Source organism: Leptospira bouyouniensis (assembly GCF_004769525.1).
GTDB lineage: Bacteria > Spirochaetota > Leptospiria > Leptospirales > Leptospiraceae > Leptospira_A > Leptospira_A bouyouniensis.
The window spans coordinates 648,040-671,448 of sequence record NZ_RQFT01000003.1; the positions used below are offsets into that span (position 1 = coordinate 648,040).

At 36.1% G+C, this 23,409-nt stretch carries 14 protein-coding genes; 6 read left to right on the forward strand and 8 right to left on the reverse strand.

Going from position 1 to position 23,409, the window contains the following annotated elements; all coding sequences use genetic code 11:
- The first annotated feature begins 49 nt into the window (after positions 1-49).
- Positions 50-1,855: a PAS domain S-box protein gene (locus EHQ43_RS04770; protein ID WP_135770253.1), complete on the forward strand. Its 1,806-nt coding sequence runs from the start codon at positions 50-52 to the stop codon at positions 1,853-1,855.
- A gap of 24 nt (positions 1,856-1,879) precedes the next feature.
- On the opposite strand, the gene EHQ43_RS04775 is transcribed toward EHQ43_RS04770, so the two are convergent.
- Positions 1,880-2,515, reverse strand: coding sequence for a TetR family transcriptional regulator (locus tag EHQ43_RS04775; RefSeq protein ID WP_135739881.1), 636 nt, complete (start codon positions 2,513-2,515; stop codon positions 1,880-1,882).
- Positions 2,516-2,664: 149 nt separating this feature from the next.
- On the opposite strand from EHQ43_RS04775, the gene EHQ43_RS04780 reads away from it, so the two are divergent.
- Both EHQ43_RS04780 and EHQ43_RS04785 read left to right on the forward strand, forming a co-directional pair.
- A complete protein-coding gene (locus EHQ43_RS04780) occupies positions 2,665-3,750 on the forward strand; it encodes a flavin reductase family protein (protein WP_135739880.1) in 1,086 nt (361 codons plus the stop codon).
- A gap of 41 nt (positions 3,751-3,791) precedes the next feature.
- Positions 3,792-4,973 carry a fatty acid desaturase family protein gene (locus tag EHQ43_RS04785; protein ID WP_135753358.1) on the forward strand — a complete coding sequence of 394 codons (1,182 nt, stop codon included), beginning with the start codon at positions 3,792-3,794 and terminating at the stop codon, positions 4,971-4,973.
- 91 nt (positions 4,974-5,064) lie between these two features.
- Here the strand turns inward: EHQ43_RS04785 and EHQ43_RS04790 are convergent, their stop codons facing one another.
- Complete coding sequence (locus tag EHQ43_RS04790; RefSeq protein WP_135770254.1) at positions 5,065-6,777, reverse strand: acyl-CoA dehydrogenase family protein; 1,713 nt, start codon at positions 6,775-6,777, stop codon at positions 5,065-5,067.
- 288 nt (positions 6,778-7,065) lie between these two features.
- On the opposite strand from EHQ43_RS04790, the gene EHQ43_RS04795 reads away from it, so the two are divergent.
- Complete coding sequence (locus EHQ43_RS04795; RefSeq protein ID WP_135770255.1) at positions 7,066-7,872, forward strand: dienelactone hydrolase family protein; 807 nt, start codon at positions 7,066-7,068, stop codon at positions 7,870-7,872.
- On the opposite strand, the gene EHQ43_RS04800 is transcribed toward EHQ43_RS04795, so the two are convergent.
- The 4 genes from EHQ43_RS04800 to EHQ43_RS04815 are packed head-to-tail and all read right to left on the reverse strand — an operon-like array spanning position 7,821 to position 13,842.
- A complete protein-coding gene (locus EHQ43_RS04800) occupies positions 7,821-10,931 on the reverse strand; it encodes an efflux RND transporter permease subunit (RefSeq protein ID WP_135770256.1) in 3,111 nt (1,036 codons plus the stop codon). The genes EHQ43_RS04795 and EHQ43_RS04800 overlap by 52 nt on opposite strands.
- Before the next feature lies 1 nt (position 10,932).
- Complete coding sequence (locus tag EHQ43_RS04805; protein ID WP_135753354.1) at positions 10,933-12,072, reverse strand: efflux RND transporter periplasmic adaptor subunit; 1,140 nt, start codon at positions 12,070-12,072, stop codon at positions 10,933-10,935.
- Positions 12,069-13,400: a TolC family protein gene (locus EHQ43_RS04810; RefSeq protein ID WP_135770257.1), complete on the reverse strand. Its 1,332-nt coding sequence runs from the start codon at positions 13,398-13,400 to the stop codon at positions 12,069-12,071. The genes EHQ43_RS04805 and EHQ43_RS04810 overlap by 4 nt, the downstream gene beginning before the upstream one ends.
- A gap of 46 nt (positions 13,401-13,446) precedes the next feature.
- Positions 13,447-13,842: a hypothetical protein gene (locus tag EHQ43_RS04815; protein ID WP_135770392.1), complete on the reverse strand. Its 396-nt coding sequence runs from the start codon at positions 13,840-13,842 to the stop codon at positions 13,447-13,449.
- 274 nt (positions 13,843-14,116) lie between these two features.
- Between EHQ43_RS04815 and EHQ43_RS04820 the strand changes: the two genes are divergently transcribed.
- On the forward strand, positions 14,117-16,075 hold the full coding sequence (locus tag EHQ43_RS04820) for an acetoacetate--CoA ligase (RefSeq protein ID WP_135770258.1): 1,959 nt from the start codon (positions 14,117-14,119) through the stop codon (positions 16,073-16,075).
- Positions 16,072-16,833, forward strand: a complete 762-nt coding sequence (locus tag EHQ43_RS04825; protein ID WP_135770259.1) for a hypothetical protein — start codon at positions 16,072-16,074, stop codon at positions 16,831-16,833. The genes EHQ43_RS04820 and EHQ43_RS04825 overlap by 4 nt, the downstream gene beginning before the upstream one ends.
- Here the strand turns inward: EHQ43_RS04825 and EHQ43_RS04830 are convergent.
- Positions 16,830-17,228: a c-type cytochrome gene (locus EHQ43_RS04830; RefSeq protein WP_208730933.1), complete on the reverse strand. Its 399-nt coding sequence runs from the start codon at positions 17,226-17,228 to the stop codon at positions 16,830-16,832. The two genes, EHQ43_RS04825 and EHQ43_RS04830, sit on opposite strands and share 4 nt — an antisense overlap.
- 32 nt (positions 17,229-17,260) lie before the next feature.
- Positions 17,261-23,176, reverse strand: coding sequence for a LamG-like jellyroll fold domain-containing protein (locus tag EHQ43_RS04835; RefSeq protein WP_208730890.1), 5,916 nt, complete (start codon positions 23,174-23,176; stop codon positions 17,261-17,263).
- Positions 23,177-23,409: the final 233 nt, after the last annotated feature.

Here is a 23,409-nt window from a genome sequence, read left to right on the forward strand (position 1 = left end):
TTGCATTTCTTGCACCTAATTTTAAAATTCGGTAGAATCAAGTAGTACAATGCCAACCACTGAAATCAAACATAGTTTAGGTCATATCCTTCTCGTTGAGGATGAAGCTATTTTGGCAGTTTCACAGGCTGAGTTTTTAAAGCTCAAAGGTTATACGGTGGAACATGTCGCCACTTCTTCGGATGCCATTGACTGTATCGCCTCGGGAGAAGAGGTAAACTTGATTCTTATGGATATCAACCTTTCAGATAAGTTAGATGGTATCCAATTAGCAAAAAAAATTCTAGAAATCAAAGAGATTCCCATACTGTTTGTGAGTGGATATTCAGACCAAAAGATTTTAAATCGTGTTGCCGACTTAAAACATTATGGTTTTATTCCAAAAATTTCAAGTCCTGATATTGTTGAATGTATGATTAAGTCTGCGCTGAAACTTCATGCAGCGGAACAAAGTTTGACATTTCGTGAAAAGGAACTTCGGATTACTTTTGAAGCAATGGGAGATGGACTCATTGTACTAACTCCAGAAGGGCATATCCGTGAAATCAATCAAAAAGCACTAGATATGTTAGGTTATAATAAGACGGAGGTGATAGACAAAGATTTATCTTCTTTTTTATTTTTGGTGCAAGCTGAATCTAGGATGCGGGTTTCTTATTCTTTTGATCATCTAACTGATACATTGATTGAACCTAAAAGAAGAAACAATCTTATCATCGTAGCAAGTAACGGACGAGAAACAAATGTTACTGAAACCATTTCTCCTATCCTTGATGGAAATAAGAATCTCAATGGAATTGTTATCGTTTTTCGGGAGAATCCAGAATCGCAAATTCTTGTCCCACCTAAGGACGGAGAAAGTTTGTATGCAAAGGTTTTTCAATTAAGTCCAATCGCAATGGCTATTTCCACAATCAAAGATGGCACTTACTTGGACATCAATCCCGCAATGGAAACCATCTTCCGATTTGAAAAATCAAAGGTCATTGGAAGGAAAACAGATGAATTCAAATCGTGGTGTGTCCCTGAACAAATCGAAAAGTTAAATCAGATCTACCGTGAAAATGGAAGTCTTTCAGGGGAAAGGATGTCTGTTCGACATCCTGATGGTGTAAATTACGAGGTCATTGTTTTTAGCCAGGCAATTGAAATTGCAGGGGAACGATTTGTTTTATGGTTTAACTTAGATGTAACAAAAATTTTAGACATCGAAGGTCGTTTGGCAAAATCTTTGGAAGAAAAAGACGTACTCTTAAAAGAGCTACAACACCGAGTCAAAAATACGTTAGCAATCATATCAGGATTACTCAACCTTGAATCGTTCAAAGTAGAAAATGAATTGGCCAAACAATCATTTTTAAATGCACAATCGAGGATCATGTCAATGTCAAAGGTATATGAAAATTTATACCAATCAGAAGATTTAGAATCAGTTGATCTTCGTAAGTACATTGAAGATTTGGTTTATAGCTTACATGATATATTTGTACTAAATCCAAGTAAAATTCGATTTGATGTGAAATTAGAAGAGATCCGATTGGATCTGAAACGTACTTTGCCACTTGGTTTGATCCTTAATGAATTACTGACAAATGCATTAAAATATGCGTATCCGAATGAAAATGGTGGGGACATACGCATCCAATTAGGGCAGTCTAAAGAAAACCTAATTTTAACTGTCGGTGACGATGGTGTAGGTTTGCCAGAATCAGTGAATATTGAAAAAGGAAATCATTTTGGTTATGAACTCATACGTAGCTTAACTTCACAACTGAAAGGTGTATTCTCATCCGTTTCGAAAAAAGGAGAAGGATTAAATATCATGATCTCCTTTCCCATTCAAAATAAAGAATAGAAACCGTATCGAATCAAATTTCCCTTATGTGTGATGGGAACGGTGTTTGTGTTTTCTCCCACGAATGGTTCCGATGAACACCAACCGAACTTGTTTGATGGTTTGGACTTTTAGTTTTCTCATTTCAAAATGTTCATTGGGTTCTAAATCCAAATAATCAGATGCCATTTGGAAACAGATACTCACAATGAGTTCGGATGCAAACAACGTGTCTTCTTTGCTTAGAGACTTTGGCATTCGCATGTCTTTTGCTAGTTCCCAGGCAATACGTTTCATTACCTCGCGGATTCTTTCTCGAATTTTTTTGTTCCCTCCAGTGCGTTCTCTAGCAATGAACCGAAATCGAGACCGGTGGTTTGTAACGTAGTCGAAGAAATATCCAATGGTGAGTTGTAACGCAGACCGATAGGCTCCTTTTGTCCTCGCATCGCCGACGATCAGTTGGATCCGATTCCCACATTCTTCCACCAAATGGAGCCCTAATTCCTCCATCGATTTAAAATGGCGGTAAAAGGCTGCAGGGACAACACCTGCCTTTGCTGTGACTTCTCGGAGGCTTAAATCTCCCAAACCCTTTTCTTCTCCCATGAGTTGTAGGGCACTTTCTAGCAGGTTTGTATGGGTGATTTGTTTTTTGGTGTCTCTAATGCCCGATTTCATGGTTTGAATTGAGTAAACATTCGTTCACTTTTTTTCTAAAGGCAAGGAAATAAATCCATCTTTTGGGTTGACATAGCTAACGATGTAAGTTAACACTATTAGATAAATCCGTGAACATGTGTTCACTTAAATGCGAAAACGAGGCGAAAATGAAAACATTTCCTTTTATCTACAACGAACCACGGGAATTTTTAAGTTTCCTACAACCCAAAGAGTGGGCGAATTTTTTCTTAGGAGAATTGAACCCAAGGTTCTCTGTCACCGCGACCAAGGCAAAAGTCATCGAGGTAAAAGAAGAAACTTCTGACACTAAAACTTTTGTGTTAAAACCAAACTGGCTTTGGAAGGGATTTGTTTCAGGCCAACATGTGCCAGTGACTGTTGAGATCGCCGGCCGTAGGGTCACTCGATTTTATAGCCTCTCGTCTCATCCCAATGATCGATATCTACAAATCACAGTCAAACGCCAAAAAGGTGGACTTGTATCAAACTTTCTGAACCAAAATATCAAAAAAGGTGATATTCTGGAACTGGGAGAAGCTTCTGGTGAATTTGTCCTTCCGAAAGACCTTCCCAAGGAATTATTGTTTCTAGCGGGTGGTAGTGGTATCACACCAATTCACTCCATTCTGAAAGACTTACAAACGTTAAATTACAATGGTAAAGTGACCCTTTTGTATTTTGTAAGATCTTTTGAAGATATAATATTCAAATCCTCCTTCGATTTGATGCAAAAAAATGTTAGTTGGTTAACTGTACATTATGTATTTTCAGATACTCCAAAAGAAGGTTATGCTTCTGGATTTTTGACAAAAGAAATTTTAGAGAAGTATGTTCCAAACTTAAAATCATCTTCTGTGTATGTTTGTGGTCCTTCACCTATGCAAACTAAGGCTTTGTCATTATTAGAAGGATTACCCATCAAATCCGAACTATTCTTATTACCTGGTCAAAATGTAACAAAAGTTAAAAAAGAAGGAACTGTTGATGTATTTTTAACTTTGAGTCACAAAACAATCCAAGTAAAGGGGGAACGTTCCCTTTTGGAAGAGTTAGAAGAACAAGGAATTTATCCACAAAGTGGATGCCGAATGGGTATCTGTCATACTTGTGTTTGTAAAAAACAAACTGGTTCTATCACGGATTTATCTAATGGAGAAACTTCACAGTTAGGTGAAGAAAATATCCAAATCTGCGTTTCAAGAGCTGAATCTAATTTGGAATTGGAACTTTAAGAATTCTATAAAAGAAAATGAAATTATCATAGGAAAATAAAATGAGAACGATTAGCAAAAAATTAAACAAAGAAGAAATTGAAGCATTTGGTAAAGAAGTAGATTCACTTCGCGAAGAAGTAATGGCGAAAGTTGGAAAAGAAGATGCAGATCATATTCGGTTTATTTATAAAACTTACCGATATACTGAAGTTTTGGGAAGGGGTTTAATTCACTTTAGTTTTGAACCGATTTCCTTTATTGCAGGCACATTGTTGTTATCCATTTCCAAAATCATCAACAATATGGAGCTTGGCCATAACGTATTACATGGGCAGTATGATTGGATGAATGATCCGCGATTCAACTCAAGAACTTTTGAATGGGACATTGTTTGTAATGCTCACCAATGGAAATTTTACCATAATTATATGCACCATACATATACGAATGTTCTGAACAAAGACCATGATTATGGGTATAATTTTACAAGATTAACAGAAGCACAAAAATGGAAACCGGTTCACCTAACACAACCATTCACAAATATGTTTTTAGCAATGAACTTCCAATGGGGAATTGGAGCTCATGGATACCGTGTTGAATATTTGGAAACTCCAAAAAAACTGAGAAAGAAAAAAACACTTAAAGATTATAAAGCTTTATTCTTTAAAAAGATAGAATTGCAACTTTTAAAAGATTATATTTTGTTTCCAGCACTTGCAGGTTTAAATTTTCCAAAAGTGATTTTAGGGAACATGTTAGCAAATTTGATTCGCAACCTTTGGACATATGCAGTTATTTTTTGTGGTCATTTTACTGAAAATGCAGAGTCATTCACTACCGATGAAATCGTTGGTGAAACAAAAGCACAATGGTATTTGAGACAATTAAAAGGTTCATCTAACTTGGATGGTAACAATTTGTTTTACACTATGACTGGTCATTTGAGCCACCAAATCGAACACCATATGTTCCCTGACATGCCTGCAAAACGATACCGTGAAGTAGCTCCACGATTGAAAGAAATTTGTGCAAAGTATGGGCAACATTATAACACTGGAAGTTTCGTAAAACAATTTGCATCTGTTTGGAAACGAATCATTGCATATTCTTTTCCAGATCATATCGCAACCAAAGTGATGGGAAAACGTAAAAAGTATTTAGAACCAACTGTAGTTTTAAACCAACCAAGTTTTCAAGTATCTCTTTCTACTGAAGAGAAAGCTGTAACACTTACTTAATCTGAACGATCTCGGACTTCCTTCACTACGCAATGAAGGAAGTCATTCCCTTTCTTTTCTCGTGGGTCCTCTTGAAAGAGGGCCCTTTTTTTTATATGGATTTTAGTTTGATAAGATTGGCAGAAAGAATCGCAAAACTATCGTTATGAAATTCTTTGCTCCATTTGGTTCGGATTTCCTTTCTTGATTTTGATTTATTTTTACTTCTTTCCAATAGATAACCAATGATGACTCTTGCTGCAGATTCTACGACTTCGAAACTATAAGCTTCTTTTGTGCTTTGGTCTTGGATCGATTTATAGGTTTCTACGATTGACTCAAAAGCTTCACGAATTTCCTTCAACTTTATGTTTGTTTCACTTCCTTGAGACAAGTGGTCCAAATAAGCTCGGAATGTCCCAGTGACACTCATTCCCGAAGTGATTCCACCGATAGCAGCGTTGACTTGGATTTGTGTGGTACCATCATATATATTTGTAATACGAGCATCACGGTACAATCTGGAAAGATCATAATCTTCTGTGTATCCAGCACCACCTAATACCTGTAAACCATCATATACCAAATCATTACACATTTCTGAATTGTAATACTTTGATATCGGCGTGAGAGTATTCGCTACTTTTTCCCAGAATTTTGCAGATTTACTTTCTTCTGAAGTAACTTCTCTACCATCTTCAAACCAATAATATTTATCTACTGAATATGCTGCTTCAACCATTAAACAACGCATTCCTGCTTGTTCTCTTTCCATACGATCTAACATTCTCCGTACGGCCGGGATTTCATAAATTGGTTTTCCGAATTGTATTCTTTCATTTGCATATTTGAAAGATTCTTCAAATGCCGCGGTAACAATGCCTGTGCCTTGGCTTGATACACTGAGTCTTGCTCCGTTCAACATTCCCATTACATATTTCACTAATCCAAAACCTTCTTTTCCAACTAAATGACCTTTACTATTTTCAAAAACAGTCTCACAAGTGGCAGAAGCTTTGATTCCTAATTTTTTTTCAATGCCTTGAACTACATAATCTTTGTTCTCAACGATAAAGAAAGAAAGTCCTCTAGCACCACTTTCTTGTGTGCCAGTCCTTGCCAAAGTGAGAGTGATTCCAGGGCCACCATTGATACCACAAGCAACCGTTTGGAATCTTTTCGTTCCATTTAATAACCAGCCATCACCATTTTTTGAAGCTTTTGTCGTGATGTTTGGAAGGTCTGAGCCAAAGTCTGGTTCCGATAATCCCATCGTTACAGTATAATTACCCGAAATAAGTTTCGGAATCCATTCGTTTTTCATTTCTTCTGAAGCACATACTTCTAAGATTGCTGCAAGACCCATACTTCCAACTGCGATGGTAATCGAACTATCGGATCGATACATAATCTCGGCTATCATAGCTTTGATGATACTCGGAACACCTAATCCACCGTATTTTCTTTTGAAAGCTGCAGGACCAAGTCCTGCATCGTGATACATCTGAATGACTTCTTCCATTTCTTTAGGATGAGTTACTACACCGTTTTCAAATTTTAATCCTTTCGAATCAACAGTGGAAGCAACTTGCGAAACATACATCCCACTAATTTCACCACATGATTTTAAAATCTCTTCATAATATGATATGGCTTCATCAACGTTAGTTGGTGCCATTTCTAGTTTTGTATTTTTTGTAGATTCAAAAAGTTTTGCGTCGGAAAATTGGTTTTCATAGATTGGGACAATTTCATTCCAATCGATTAGTTCGTAGAAATGTTCCTTAAGGTCTTCGTTGCTAAGAAAATAATTGTTTTGGATCATTTTTGTCCTCTGGTTAAAAAGATAACACAATGTGTTTGAATGCGATTAAAAAAACCAACTAACAAAAATAATTTAAATTTAATTTAATAAAATGTGAACCAAATGGTTCACTAATTCCAAAGCTATATAGAGACTGGTCGGTCTATTCTTTCAGATTTAGGAGGGATCAAATTTGAGGTGAATCTTTCTTTCTGAAACAATTTTCTACTTTCAACCTCAAAATTTTCATCTAAAATTGGAAAAGGTTGTTCTTGGATTCCATGTAATTCCAAGATCATAAGGAGATTTATGAAACTATTCCTTTCTTTGTTAACAACATTGTTTTTATTACAATGTAGTACTTTGCCAACGGCAGAACTTCCCGTCAAATCGACGATCACAGGTAGTCCCCTAGAATATAAATTGGATGGAAAAACTTACGAAGGTTTTATCGCAATGGATTCAAAAATGACTGGTAAAAGACCTGGAATCCTTGTGATCCATGAATGGTGGGGTGTCAATGAGTATCCTAAACAAAGGGCAAAACAATTGGCTGACCTAGGGTATGTTGCCTTTGTGATGGATGTTTATGGAAAAGGAATTTTAGCAAAAGACCATGTTGAAGCTGGAAAACTTTCTAGCGCAAACGGCGAACCAAAAATACTCCTTAAAAAAATCTACAAAGCTATTGAAATTTTAAAATCAAATCCGAATGTTGATCCGAATCAAATTGGAGCGATTGGATATTGTTTTGGAGGTGGAGGAGTCATTGAGCTTGCGTTAGATGGAGCAGATTTAAAAGGTGGAGTTGTATCATTCCATGGATTTTTAGGAAGTAAAAATTTAGCCACTGGGGTTAAAAAATTGAAAACCAAAGTTTTAGTCCACCACGGTGCCGAAGATCCATTTATTCCAAAAAACTCAGTCGATACATTTGTAAAAACAGTTACAGAAGCGAAAGCTCCTGTAACATTTGTAAGTCATCCTGGAGCGGTTCATGGTTTCACAAGACCTGGCTCCGAAAAACACGGATTACCAGGGCTGTCTTATAATGAAAAAGCTGACTATGCTTCTTTCGAAAGTATGAAAGATTTTTTTGCGAAAAATTTTAAATAAACAATTGGTAAAACAAAGAGGGTTAAGCCACTAGCAGTGATTAACCCTCCTATAACAACAGTAGCCAATGGTCTTTGTACTTCCGCCCCTGGTGATGTACTAATTGCCATTGGAATGAATCCAATCGAAGCAAGTAGTGCTGTTGTCAAAACTGGCCTTAACCGAGAGATGGCCGCTTCTTTAATTGCGTCTTCCAGTTTTTTACCACTGTTTTCTAAAGATTTGATAAAACTGATAAGAACCAGACCATTTAAAACTGCGATTCCAAATAATGCGATAAAACCAACTCCAGCCGATATACTAAAAGGTAAGTTACGTACGTATAGTGCCAAAATGCCGCCAGTAATTGCAAATGGAACATTTAAGAAAATAATAAATGCAGCTGAAACTTCATTAAATGCAAAATACAAAATCAAAAATATAATCAACAAAGTGATCGGCACAACAACTAACAATGTATTTGTGGCTGATTCGAATTTTTCAAATTCTCCTCCGAGTGTAAAATAATATCCAGCTGGGAATTTGATATCATTTTCTAAAACCTTTTTTACTAACCCAACCGTGCTTACCATATCACTTCCTCTAATATTAAATTGAACAAGAGCATAACGATTTTGGTTTTGATGGTAAATTTGAACTGGTCCATCTTCAATTTTGATCTCAGCCAATTCATGAAATGGCGCAAATTGATTTTGACCTACATTTACTGGTGTATTGCGGATTTGATTTGGATCTGAATTGATCTCAGTTTTAACAACAATTTCAAAACGTTTCATCCCTTCATATACAATTCCAGCAGGAACACCTGATGAAAAAGATTCTGTGATACGATTGATATCTAAAATATTTAAATTATATCTAGCTAATTTCTCTCGATTGGGTTTGATTCTTAAATATTCTAAACCATACAATTGTTCAATTCTAAGATCAGCGACTCCTTCAAGATTTTTAATTTTTGAGGAGATTTCTTCTGCAATTAATTTTAATTGAATCAAGTCATCACCAAAGACTTTAATTCCAACGTCAGCTCTGATTCCAGCCATGATTTCATTATTTCTCATTTCAATTGGCTGAGATAATCCATACGCTACTTGTGGTGAAACTCGTTCGATGATCTCTGACAATTTGGTTTCAATTTCGGATTTTGAAAGACTCCATTCGGACCTTGGTTTCATATTTAAATACATATCAGTTTTTTCGACTCCCATAGGTTCAATGGCAAGTTCAGGAGATCCAGTTCTGGAAACAATTTCCGTTATTTCAGGAATTTCTTTTAAGATTGCTTTTTCAATTTTTGTAGATGATGATAATGATTCAGTTAGAGTCGTTGAAGGGTATCGGCTAACTTCAATTAGTAAGTTTCCTTCATCTAGTTTAGGCAAAAATTCTCCTCCGAGTCTAAAAAACATAAAAATAGAAATGATAAATAATCCAATTGTTGAGTACATAATTTTATTTGGTGATTTAAAACAGTATTCAAGTTTCGGTACATACCAATTTTGAATTTTTTGAAATAAAATTGTTTTAGATTCTTCTTTTATATCGGAATGCAAGAAGAGTGATGCCAATACTGGAATCACTGTGAGAGTCAATATAAACGAACCAATCAATGCGAATAATACTGTAGTCGCCATTGGTATAAACATTTTGCCTTCAGTTCCACTGAGTGTAAGGATTGGAATATAAACGATACCAATGATGATTTCTCCATAAATAGTTGCTTTTCTCACTTCAATCGTTGCATTGAGGATAGTGTCTTTTTTTTCTGAAGCTGTAAGTGCGCGTTTAAGTTCTTTAACTTTTAAACCTAAATGCCTATGTGAGTTTTCAATTAGAATGACTGCCCCATCTACGATTAATCCAAAATCAATAGCACCCATGGACATCAAATTAGCTGGCAAATCTCTGATAAACATTAGAGATATTGCAATCAACATAGCTAGTGGGATCACGGAAGCGATTACGAGTCCTGAACGAAAATCTCCAATCATCAAAAACAAAATAAGAATCACTAAAAGGGCACCTTCAGAAAGATTCCATACAATTGTTTTCAATGTATTTGAAACCATTATCGATCGATCATAATATGGTTTGATTTTCATACCACTTGGTAAGGTTTTTTCAATCTGGGTGATTTTTTCTTTTACGGACTTCGTGACTTGAAGAGAATTTTCTCCAAGTAACATTAAGGTTACTGCCCCAACAACCTCCGATTTACCTGATGAGGTAGCAGCTCCTTTTCTTAATCTTGGACCTTCAATTATCTTTGCTACTGAACTTAGATAAATTGGAAATCCATCTTTCATTTTGCCAATTTGAATTTTTTCAAAATCTGCAATTGATTTTAAAAGTCCGTCACTACCGATAATCAGTTGTTCATTTGATTTTTCAATATAACCACTTCCAGTTGATAAATTATTAGATTGGATTGAATTTACGATTTGATTAAAGGAAATGCCAAGTGATGCAGCCTTCAGTGAATCCACAATGATTTGGTATTGTTTAGTTTTTCCTCCAAAACTATTTACTTCAACGATACCTGGTACAGTTTTTAATGTAGGATTGATATACCAATTCAAATAAGTTGCCAATTCCATTTGGCTATGAAAGTTACTTTCAATTGTAAACTGAAATACTTCGCCAAGACCTGTAGTGATTGGCCCGATGACAGGTTTCCCATAAATAGATGGAATATTTTCGGATGCTTCGTTTAATTTTTCGCTCACCAATTGTCTACTTTTATACAAATCTGTTCCTTCGGAAAAAACTGCAGTCACTAACGAAAATCCATATCGTGACACAGATCTAACTTCCATTAAATTTGGAATTCCAGTGATGGCTCTTTCTACAGGCAAAGTTATATATTGTTCAATTTCCAATGTAGATAAAGAAGGAGATGTAGTAATGATTTGAACCTGAACATTTGTAATATCCGGTACAGCATCTACTTTTAGATGTTTTAATGAATAAAATCCACCAAATAGTAGTAATGTGGTAAATATGATAATTAATAAACGATTATGAAGTGAAAAGTGAACGAGTTTAGTTAATAATTCCATTTCACTCTCCACCAAACGTATCTTTGAACAAAATTGCTTTAAGTTCGAATGCACCTTTTGTTACAACTTTATCACCTTCTTTTAGTCCACTTAAAACTTCAGTTTTTTGATTGTCTGTTGAACCTGTAGTTACTTCGATCCATTTGTAATTTTCTTGAGATGATTCAACAAAAACAAATTTAGAATTTTGGTAAGATTGGATAGTCGATTCAGAGATTTGAATTCCAGTTCTCTCATTCACATTGAGAATTGCTTTTCCAAACAAACCAATTTTTGCTTTTCTGTTTTGATTTTTAAATACTACACGGGCATGAACAGTGCGCGACTCTGGATCTACTTTTTCGCCTATATGTTCAAGTTTACCTTGGAAAATTAAATCTGGATAGGCATTCAAAATCACTTTAGCAGATATTCCTTCTGTCAAATGTTTGAGATCGTTTTCATAAATTTTGGCTTGAAACCAAAGGTTGTCAAGATTTGCAATTGTCGTCAATATTTGGTTGGCAGAAACGATTGAACCAGGAACAGCATTTCTTGAAAGGGCTAATCCAGATCTTGGAGAATATACAATGTACTGACCGGTTGATGAATCACTGATACCTAAACCAATAGCGCGTAAATTTTCTTCTGCAGAGATTTTTTCTGATTCAATTACCTTCATATTTGCTTCAGCATCAATTAATTCCTGTTTTGCTGCTAAATTCATTTTTACGAGTGAATTAATTCTATTTAAATTTTGTTCTGCTGCATTAAATTTAGATTTTGATACCAAATAAGTTGATCTAAGTTTGGCTAGTTCTGGTGAATCAATCACTGCTAATTTTTGACCTTTTTTTATCGTATCTCCTTCCACAAAGTACACGGAAGTGACTCTTCCTGAAATTCTCGCGGGGACATCCATAATGTCATCGGGAACCGATTCAGTTTCACCGATTAATTCAATATTGGTATGAATTTGCGATAAACCAACAGTTTCTATATCGATTACGATTTCTTTTTTTTGGTCTTTTGTGAGATGGAGTGTGTCCTTCTCTTCAGCATCAATGATTTGGATGGACTTTTTTTGACGTGATTGCCAATAAAAAAAGGCTATGATGATTAGAAAGCTAGATAGTAATAATAATTTTACATTTTTATTCATGGTTGAATTTCCATAATGTTTGAGGATAAACCAAGTACTCGAACTAATTCGATTTGTGATACTTCATACTCTGATTTAGTATTTAGATAATTTAATTTAGTTTGTAACAAAATTCTTTGGTGGTTGATAGCATCTATGATTTTTATTTTCCCAAATCTGATGGCTTCTTGAAGATTTTTTAAATCAGATTCTGCCCTTCCCATCTTATTTTCATCATAGAGTTTTATTTCCTCAGAAAGAGTAATATAATTAGTTAATGCGTATAACACTTCTTGTTTTATATTTCGTGATACAGATTCTTTCAAAACTTTGGAACTTTCTATTTTCGAAGAGGTGATAATCGATTCACCTTCGTAATCTCTCCAAATGATGAGTGGAAGTGTTATCATTCCTCCGATAACTCGTTCATTAAAACCATCGTTTTGAGCAAAAGCGCCTAAACTCACATTGGGAATTTTTTGTTTTCGTACTTCATTATGACGTAGTAGTGCAATTTCAATTTCCTTTTCAGTTAAAAATACTTCAGGTCTATACTGCATCGCAGTTTTAACCAATTCAGATTTTTCAGTTGGAAATTGGTTGGGTAGTTTCCAATGGTAAGAGATCAAATCACTCGGATCAAATGCAAACCCTAATAAAACTTCTAGTTCTGATTTTGCATTTTCATATAACCTATGTGTTTGGTTCCATATTTTGAAAATACGTATTTCTTCGGATTCGGAAAGTGATTCATCAATACCAGGAGAAAGACCTTCATTGATTCTCGCTTTTGAAACTTTTTTAAGTTCTGAAACTAAGTTTAAGCTATTTAAACTATTTTCCTTTTCTAAGAATAGGTAACGAAAACGTGTAATTTTTTTCAGTGCTTCAAATTCTAAAATTCGTTTTACACTTTCTAACCGAAATACTTGTGCTCTAAATTCTTCATCTGCAATTTGGATTGCGATTTCCCTTTTTCCATTTGTATAGATTTCTTGGTTCACCATAACTTGAAAGTTACTAGCAGTGGTCGAAGATTGTCCGAATAATGGAGTTGATGTTTCTCCCTTTCGATTCGCAATGTAGCCTGTAAAATTTGGATTTGATGGAAAAAAATATGAAGCTATTTTTTTTCTTCCTGAAATCTCTTTCAGTTTGATTTCTTCAAGTTGATAGTCTGGATGGCGTTTCACAATGCATTCGCTCAATTCCATCATTGCTATCACTTTTGGGCATGGTTTTCCAAAATTCTCCTCTGATTTTAATTCCGAAAATTGGAATGTAAAAATCAGCAGAATGAATCCAGATAAAAAATACTTAGATTTCTCTAATTTATAAAATAAAAACATGGTACCTCCAACGTGTTTTTTCGCAAAAAACTAAATGGCGGATAAACTATGTTAGGTATTCTTTGGGTGGTCGAAAGAGATAATTAGTAAGAACAAATTTTGGAATTTGTATTTCTTTTGGTTCAAAATAAATTTTATGAAGTTGGATTAGGATATGTGATAAATATAAATTCCAAGTTACTGCGACAATTGAATTACATGGACATGAAATACAAACATGATCCGCGTGTTCACCTTCTTCTCCAAGATCATGGCCAGGATCAATGCCAAATGTATGGTCAAGGAATGCATAAGGACAACCACTTTCAGGTGAACCTAGTAATCCACAATTGACTTCGTTGTCAACGATGCGTTGGTACATAAAATTCATAGAAAACAGTACAATAAAACAAAATAAGATACTTTGTTTGATCGTTCGAATTTGTTTTCCATTCAGTTTCATAGTATATTGAAAGTTTAGATTTTCCTTTGCAGTTTGCAATAACTTATCTGCGATTCTTGGGATACAAAAATGCTAATCATTTTTAGAATCAAAATATATCTGACATTCAATATACCATTCATTCTCACTAATAAAGTGAATATTGATTGAATTTAGATTTACAAATTCTTGCTTATTTCGTTTCACGGTATTTTTTGATTTTTGATATTGGTGTAAAAATCCTTCTTTAACATACTTGCCTTAATTGTTAATTCTATAAAGATCAGTAATCAAGATGACACTAAATCCTCTATGGACTCCAATCAATCAACAGACAAACCTTTATAGATTCCAAAAACATTTGGAAGAGAAGTTAGGAAAATCATTTCCTGATTATGTTTCTTTCCATAAATTTTCCGTTGAGGAGAATGAAGTTTTTTGGCGCGAGTGGCTTTTAGAATCTGGTTTTCGTCTTAGTGTCAAACCAACACAAATTTTAGAAACAGGTAATCACTTTGCAAAAAGTAAATGGTTTCCAGGTGCGTTATATAATTTTGCTGAAAATTTATTAGAAGGTGGTGAGCCAAACCAAGAGGCAATTGTTTTTTATAATGAAGATGGAACCATACAAAGGTTAACTTATCGTGAATTAAAAATTGAAGTAAGTAAGCTTCAAAAACATTTGATTACACTTGGTGTTAAAAAAGGAGATAGAGTCGTTGGAATCGTTCCGAATGCTCCAATTTCTACCATTGGAATGTTAGCAACCACTTCGTTAGGTGCAATTTGGTCGAGTGCATCGCCTGACTTTGGAGTGAAAGGGATTTTAGATCGATTTGAACAAATACTTCCTAAGGTCATTTTGACTGTTGAGTCTTACTTTTTTAAAGGCAAAAAGATATCGATTGTAGATAAATTAAAAGAGGTGTCTCAAGCACTCGCTTCCAGTAAAAATTCAGAATTTATACAGACAATCGTTTACGAATTTATTGAACCCATAAAAGATTTTGGAAAGATCAAAAATCCTATCCGTTACCAAGAAATCAATCCAGCATACAATTCAAAAATTGAATACACTGCGATCAGTTTTTCTGATCCCGTATACATCATGTTTTCTTCCGGTACTACTGGACTTCCTAAATGTATTGTTCAGGGAGGAGGTGTACTTTTGAACCATACAAAGGAACTTTCGTTACACTGTAATCTATCGAGAGGAGACAAATTTTTTTATTATACAACATGTGGTTGGATGATGTGGAACTGGTCACAATCAGTCTTAAGTCTGGGAGCCACCTTATATCAATTTGATGGTAATCCTTTTTATACAAATTGGGAAACACTTTGGAGTATGGCAGAAAAGGAAAACATCCAAGTATTTGGAACAAGTGCAAAATATCTATCTGTATTAGAAGAAGAAAATATTTCTATAATTTCAAAATATTCTCTTCCTAATCTCAAAGTTATCTTATCAACAGGTTCACCTTTACCTGTATCAGGATTTCAATACGTATATGAAAAAATAAAAAAAGATATCCAACTTTCTTCTATTTCCGGTGGAACCGACCTTAATGGATGTTTTGCACTTGGAAATCCCAATTTACCTGTGTTTGCTGGACAAATTCAATGTAAAGGACTTGGAATGGACGTTCAAGTCTTTGACGATATGGGAAAATCAGTTGTTGGAGAAAAAGGTGAATTAGTATGTCCGACACCATTTCCATCGATGCCACTTTATTTTTGGAACGATGAATCAGGTGCTAAATATAAATCAGCTTATTTTGAAACATATGATAATATTTGGTGCCATGGGGATTTTGCATCGATAACAGCTGAAAATGGAGTCATCATTTATGGTAGGTCAGATGCTACATTAAATCCAGGAGGGGTTCGTATTGGAACTGCTGATATCTATTCGGTAGTAACGAAAATTCCAGAAATTAAAGATTCTGTCATCATTGGACAAGACTACAAAGATGACGTTAGGGTGATTTTATTTGTAGTTTTAGCTGATGGAATTCAATTGGATGAGAAATTAATTAATAAAATTAAAAATCAAATCAAGTTGGAAACTTCTCCAAGGCATGTTCCTTCACTAATATTAGATGTGCCAGAAATACCATATACCGTAAATGGCAAAAAAGTAGAAATCGCCGTAAAACAAACCGTAGCTGGCTTAGAAGTTAAAAACAAAAATGCCCTTGCCAATCCAACTGCTTTAGATTTTTTTAAAAATAGAAAAGAATTGATGTTATGATAGTTAACTTGATTCGTCTGTTCTTTCTATCTCAAATTATTCTTTTGGTGAATCCACTATTCGCTGAAACAGATAAGTGGAAAACATGTTTTCAAACTCATTGTATTACTTTTCGATTGCCATCTAATTGGTATTTAACAAATCGAAGGTCCAATGGACATTCAACAAAATTTGACCACTTTCGCACAAATAGTTTGAAGGAAGAATCTGGCAGAGAGATTATACCAGCAATTGTCATTTTATTCAAAGAATCAGAAAACAAACAAATCATAGATCCAATTTTATTCCATTTAGAATCCAAAAAATTTACTCTTATCACTAACATTCGTGACTATTACAATCTTCAGAAGTTATCTGTAGTAACAGATAACGATGTCTATAAATTTATTGGAATGGTTGGAACTTTTAAAGATAAAGAAGATACTATTGTCCAACATTACATCACTTCAACGGAAGGTGAATTTGGTTTTACAATTTTAATTACATGTTTTGAATCAGTGATTCCACAAATTCAAAAGGATATTAAATTATTTTTAGAATCATTGTCTTATGAAAAGAGAAATTCACCATGGAAATTTGTTTCACTTGATGATCAAATTAGAAAATCTAAAGAATTGGAAACAACTGCACAATCCAGACTGAAGACCAAACAAATCAATGAGATCACACTCGCCTTGGAGGAACTTGGGGATTCTTGTGATTTAGGTTCTATTTCATCCTGTGAATTATTCTCGAATTTAATGAATGTCGGTCGCTAAATTTTATTTTTTTGCATTTTTTGAATATAATCGGCCAGTGCATCAATTTCGTTTTTTCGCATATGCGAATATGATTTCATAAAAGTTCCAGGGATTCCGTTTTGGATGGTTTTGGATATATTTTCTTTGGAAGATCCATACACATAAGTGGTCACATCTTGAAAATTAGGAATTCTAGCGTTTTTTAGTAAATGGGTTCGGGTGCCTCTGCCATTACCTTCTGGTCCATGGCAGGAAATACATCCATTTTGGATGTACATTGCCTCCGGAAAGGGAACTGTGATTGCTTTCGGAGGAGGGGGTTCTTTTTTTGCAGATTCATTTTCTGAGTTACATTTTATAAAAATACAACTTATGAGTGAGATTATATAACAAGGGTAAAAAAGTAGATTCACAAAATAATGATAATTATTTAAAGAATTTGCTTTCAATCGCAGTATACCGAAGCAGCTGTTAAATCTAAATTAAATTTCTGTGAAAGATAACAGAAAACTATATTCCTACCTATATTGGTTAAACTAACATTGTAATACAAAACCTCACTGATGTTCCCTGCAAAAAAACTAGATGTGGTTGAATTCGCTCCCAGATATAAATTGTTTGGTGTATAAACTCTACTTGCATCTGTTGTTGTGCCGGCACTAAAGCCACTTGAGAAAAATCCAAAACTTACACCAGACAATTGTTCGAGGGCGATTAAATATGGATAATAAGTATTTGTTAGCTGGATTGTGCTTGAGCCAACAATCCCTTCAGAAGGTTTTGCCATCCTAACAAAATCTCCATCAAAATAATAGGACACACCTGGGTTTGCAGATTCAAAAAAAGTTCCATTTGCATTTGAAGTTCTGGAAAAGGCAATAAAGAATGTGGAAGTATTTGAAGGAATACCTGTTGCACTCCCTCTGAAAAAGTATTCAGAGTTTGCTGAATTAAAGTTGACTGTTGGTTTGCCACTGAATCCAGCATTATTGAAAGTTGGTGAATTTCCTCCTACAAAAAAGGAAGCCGCATTTCCACTACGGTCATGCCAAATTGTAATCGGTGTAAAATTGGTTAAATTTGAAAAACTATCAGCACTTAGGTGAAGTTTCAAACTACTTGTTGCAGGATTGGAATTCCAAGAGACAACTTGTTTTGGATCGAAACCTGACATTGCTTGGATTTCGTTCATAGTTAAAGCTCGGTTGTATACTAATACTTCATCCAATTGTCCATTAAAACCATTTAATAAATCGGATCGGATTCCGATTGTAAAAACACTTGGATCTGCATCCCATGAACTTTTCGTTTGTGTGTTGAGTTTGACACCATTATGGTAAAGAGTTGCAGCATAACCTCCTCCAGGTCCTTCAAATACACCACATAGGTGATGCCAAACATTTTCGTGGTTATAATAAAATTCTTCTACATCATTTAGATAACCGGAAAAGAAATACTTTGAATTGGTAAGACCTGCACCCAAAGCAATCATTCGATCTGTAACGTTTGGTCCGATACTTATCATTGTTCCCGGATTGAGTGCTCCTGATTTATATTGAACACAGACTGTACGAGGTTGTGTGCTTTTCGGCAAAGAGGAATTGGTAGTAGTTATATTCAAGTAACTGCTTCCATTTGTATTCAATGCTGACATTGAGTTTCCATATTTGTCTGCGACAAGTGACGCACCAAAATTACTAGTTGGATTTCCAAAACCACTTATATCTTGAAAATCTTTATTAAAATCATAACGAGCGACTAATCCATCCGGGATTTGTGCAGAAAGAATACGTACTTCTTTTGCTGTGAGAGCTTTGGCGTAAATTTTGATATCATCGACTTTCCCACCAAAAGAGTGCGCAGGAAAGGATACCATTCGACCAACATATAATCCAGTACCTGTTGTTGTATCGATAGAAGCTCCAATATTTGTTGGCCCTCCTACTTCTACTCCATCTACATATACTGTCCCAAAAGTTCCATCGAATGTACCACAAATGTGGGACCAGCGGTTGAGAGGGAGAGTGTAACTCGGATACACTTCACCCGCACCAAGACCACCAAACCGAAGTTTGAGTTCCCCGGTGGGTGAAGCCCTGTACATGTTCAATATAAATTCGGATCCTGCTCCAGCAGTTCCGTAAGTAATGATGGGTGCATTATCTCCCATATTGGGGTAACGTTCTGGGTTCACCCAAACACAAATACTTCTTGGTTGTTTTCCATGGGGAAGGCCAGCTTCTGAACCTAACAAATACCCACCGGAACTAGAGACAATCCTGACAGCTGCGTTTGTCGAACGATCGATTCCAGTTGCATAATAGGTGAGTGGACCAAAAAATGAGAGATTCCCTCCCGCCGGTCCCTTAGAAGTCGCATCTCCAGTAAATGGAAACAATGCAGCCAATTGGATGGGTCTAGATGCATATGAATTTCCAACTAGAGCACTGTCTGCATTTTTTGCTAAGTCATTGATTTCTGCTTCGTTGAGTTCCCTTTCATAATAACGGAGGTCAGCAATTCGTCCTGGAAAGAAAAATGTTCCAGATGAGGAAACGCCAATGGTTAGATTTCCAGTGATGGCAATCGTTGGCATGGTTCTTTGTAATACCAAATTTCCATTAAAGTACACTTTATACACATCGTTACTATCAATAGTTAATGCAACATGTGTCCATTGGTTAGGAACAACTGTTATATGAGTAGGGGTAGGAGTAAACCCACCTCGATGTACTGCCAATTGATTATTTGAATCTATGAATAAACCATGGCCATTGCTAACAAAATCACCATGATAGAAGATCACTTTTCCAATTCCAGGACTTGTCCCATCCCAAAGAAACCAACTCGAAAGTGTGACTTTATTGACAGTTGAACCTGGAGAAGGAGCAGAACCAGCATTCCCGATGGAAACACTCGCTGATCCACTTACCTCGCCAAACCTTCCATTCGCAAATGTGGGACTACCGACTGGTGTGATGAATTGACTATTTAAAAAATTGGAAGTAGAACCATTTAGCGGATAGTAGGCGGTGAATTTATTTGATTTGATAGTCCTTAATGTATGAACAGTACCAAATACAATTACTTCCCCAAGGTTTGATATGTATTTTGGAGATTCAATATTGGCAGCAGCCCCAACATCATCCGCAAGTCCAGTGTTGCCTGACCCAGCGACGGTGATCACTTCTGCTGTGACACTATGCACCCTTCGAATCCGGTTGTTTCCATTATCGGCCACATATAAAAAAATACCATCTGATGTAATCCCATGCGGAAGGTTAAAAGATGCTTCGGTTCCTATGGCATCAATATAACCTGAACTTGAGTTTCCACATAGGATTGTAGTGGCACCCGTAACTTTATGGGTTTTAGTAATGTTATATGTACCTAAATTGGTAGTATAAAGATAATCTCCTATTACCGTTATCCCTTCGGGAAAACTAATATCCCCACCACTCACTAACGTTGTGACTTCTCGGTTGTTTAGTTTCATCACTCGTATGGATGAGTTGTTGCGATCAGCAATGTAGAGTTTATTATCATCAATGACAATGCCTGCGGGAGATGCAAATCGGGCATTCAATGGATCAGTTCCATCTGCAAAAGCATTTGGTGGTGATAAAACAGTATCATCTCCTGCTATTGTTTCCGCATAACCTGAGCTGATTAAAATTCGTTTGATTCGATTACCAAGGGTTTCTGTAACATATAAATACGTTCCATCAGTAGTGATACCTTTTGGTAGATTAAAAGTGCCACTCACACCAGAACCTGGTGTATTCCCTGCCGCTCCACTTCCTACAAGTGAGGATACAGAATTGGTAGCGGGATTAAATACTCGGATTTTATGATTTCCTGAATCTACGATATATCCTTTTGAACCATCAAAGGTGATTCCGCTAATATCGTTAAATGATGAAATGGCAGCCAAACCATCACTCGCACCACTTCCTAATTGGCCTGCTGCAGTTGTCACCTCACCTCGATAATAATGGATTTGGACTGGTGATTGTTTTTTTGGTCCGATCGCATTACCATACCGGTGTCCTGCTACACAATTGACAGCTACATTTGTGATATTGGCACCTAACATAGTACCAGTTATATCTGATTGAACGGCACAAACAAATCCTGGTGGTTCTTGCGTGATTTGAACTTCATAAGCTGATCCACTTGCAAGCGGTGTGGTAAACACAATGGGTGTATTTGTAGCACCTGCCGTAACATTGATTGTATCGGTTCCGTTATTGATTATGAGTCCACTAGGTAGATTTGTCGAACTTGTTACATTACCACTCATATTGTATTGGTTGACTGTGCAAGAAATAGCAACATTTGTAACAGCAGCATTTGTGATTGTGCCATTCGCATTAGTGATGTTACATGTTTGCCATGGATTTTGTGGTCCAGAAAAAACAGTCACTGTATAGTTTGAGCCAGTCGGTAGTGCTGTATTAAATGTAAATGAACCGTTACTTGCAATGGTTAAATCATCACCAGCATTGTTTTGAAGTATAAACGTTCCAGCGCCAAATGGAGTTGTCAGTAAACTAATCGTTCCTCCAACCGTGTATACATTCGGTTGGTAATTGACACTTAAGACATCACTTTGAGCAAATCCAACCCTACACATTCTAGCTTTTACGTTTTCGGAAAGACCAGGTGTTGGAAAAACATAATTACCTAAGGCTCCCGTATTGCAAGTATTAGATGTGATTCCGCAATCTGGGTCGACAGGTACTCCAATTGCTTTCGTGTGACAATCCCAGGTACTTCCTGTTGTGGTTGTGCTAAAACTTACGGTTTGCCCCGAATCCATTAAAGATCCCGTCGCTAAACTGGGTGTGGGTGTTGCCACTTTTAAAGTGTAAGAAGAAGTAACAACTTGTGATTCTACCCATCCTACTTTACAATGGATGGCTTTGATGACTGCTTGTGTATTGTCAGTAATGTTAACCGTCGAAGTAGTGACTGTACCTGTGGCACAGGTAGGATCAACTTGACCACCGTTTCCAATTGTGAAACGATATTCCGATCCTGGAATCAAACTAGTAATTGTGACTGTACCATCATCATTGAAAACGGTTCCGCTAACAGGAGAAAAACTTGGCAGTGTCAGACTACAATTGAGAATAGCATTGGACATATTGGAAACAATTCCTGAATGTGTTGCTCCCGTTGTGATTGTACAAGTTTGGTTAGGTGGATTTGCTGAGACAACAATTTGGTAATCAACCCCACCAGGGATAGTGTTCCCAAATGTAAAACTACCGACACCTGGATTGATTGTCACTGATTGTGTCGGGAAAACAGGTGTTCCACCAGTATGTACCAAATCTAATGTGACTGACCCACCTAACACACTTGTTGTGGTTCCACCAGGGCTTGATACAGAACCCCCAACAAGAAAGGCATTGGAACAATTTACAGCAAAAGTAGTGGCAGCATTACCAACTGTCACTGAACTTGATACCAATGTACATACTCCAGTTGTGATCACACCACCTGGGTTATCGATGGTGATAGAAAATGACCCGCCGCTCAAATAAGTTCCTGGAAAAACATAGGTTCCATCAGCCGTTATATTTATTGTATTTGAACCATCTAACGTGAGTTTAAGTTCATTACCAACGGTTAGAGTTCCTAGGATGCCGATGACTTGTGCACTTACCGCAAAGGAATTTGTTGTACAATTGATGGTAGAATTTATAGGTGTGGCAGTCATTGTACCAGATGTAACACCTGGTGTTGTGATGGTGCAAGTTTGACTTGGATTTGTAGGTTGGCTTATGATGCTGAAGTTATAAGTTTCTCCAGCAGGAAGCGGAGGGAACGAAAAATTTGCACTGTTGACATTGATGACATCAGTTCCAACTCCTGTAATATTTTGCAATTGTAGGCCATTGCCTGAAAGTCCAGTGGTTGTTCCACTGATGAGATACAAGGCATCTCCACATACCACTTGGATCCCTTCAATATTCCCACTCAATACTATCCCTTGGCCTGAAGAAACTACACAGTTTTGGATAGGTGAAGTCGGTGGTGATTTAACAGTTACGTTGTATGTGGCTCCGGAATTTATTTTTTTTGCAAACGTATAAGAGCCGTTTGCTGAAACTTCGACCACATCTCCATTATTTTCCAATTGTAAACCAGTTCCGAGTAATCCAGAAACTTGGAAGCTGACAGAATAGGAAAGGGCATTTGATTGGAGGAAACGAAAGGTAGTAAATGTTTCAAGAAAGGAACGGTTGATGGACGGAAAAGCACAACTAAAACTCGGAATCAACCAAACGATGAAAAAAATTTTTTGGAATAAAAATGAAAAACATTTGGACCAGGAAATTTTTTCTTTCATCTTCATTCTTATCGAATCATAACAAGTGTGAATCGATTTCGTCTAGAGAAAATCAAAATTTTTAGCCGTTTGGGAGCAACTAACCTTGAGGTCTATTCCTAATGAGTTTAGACAAAGTGTACGAAATATGAGATTCAACCTCAATAAAAAAGAATTAGTGTCTCAAACTACAGGATCGATTTCGGAATCAACATGGCAAAAGGAATGGATTCGTTTTCCATTCCAATTTTGGT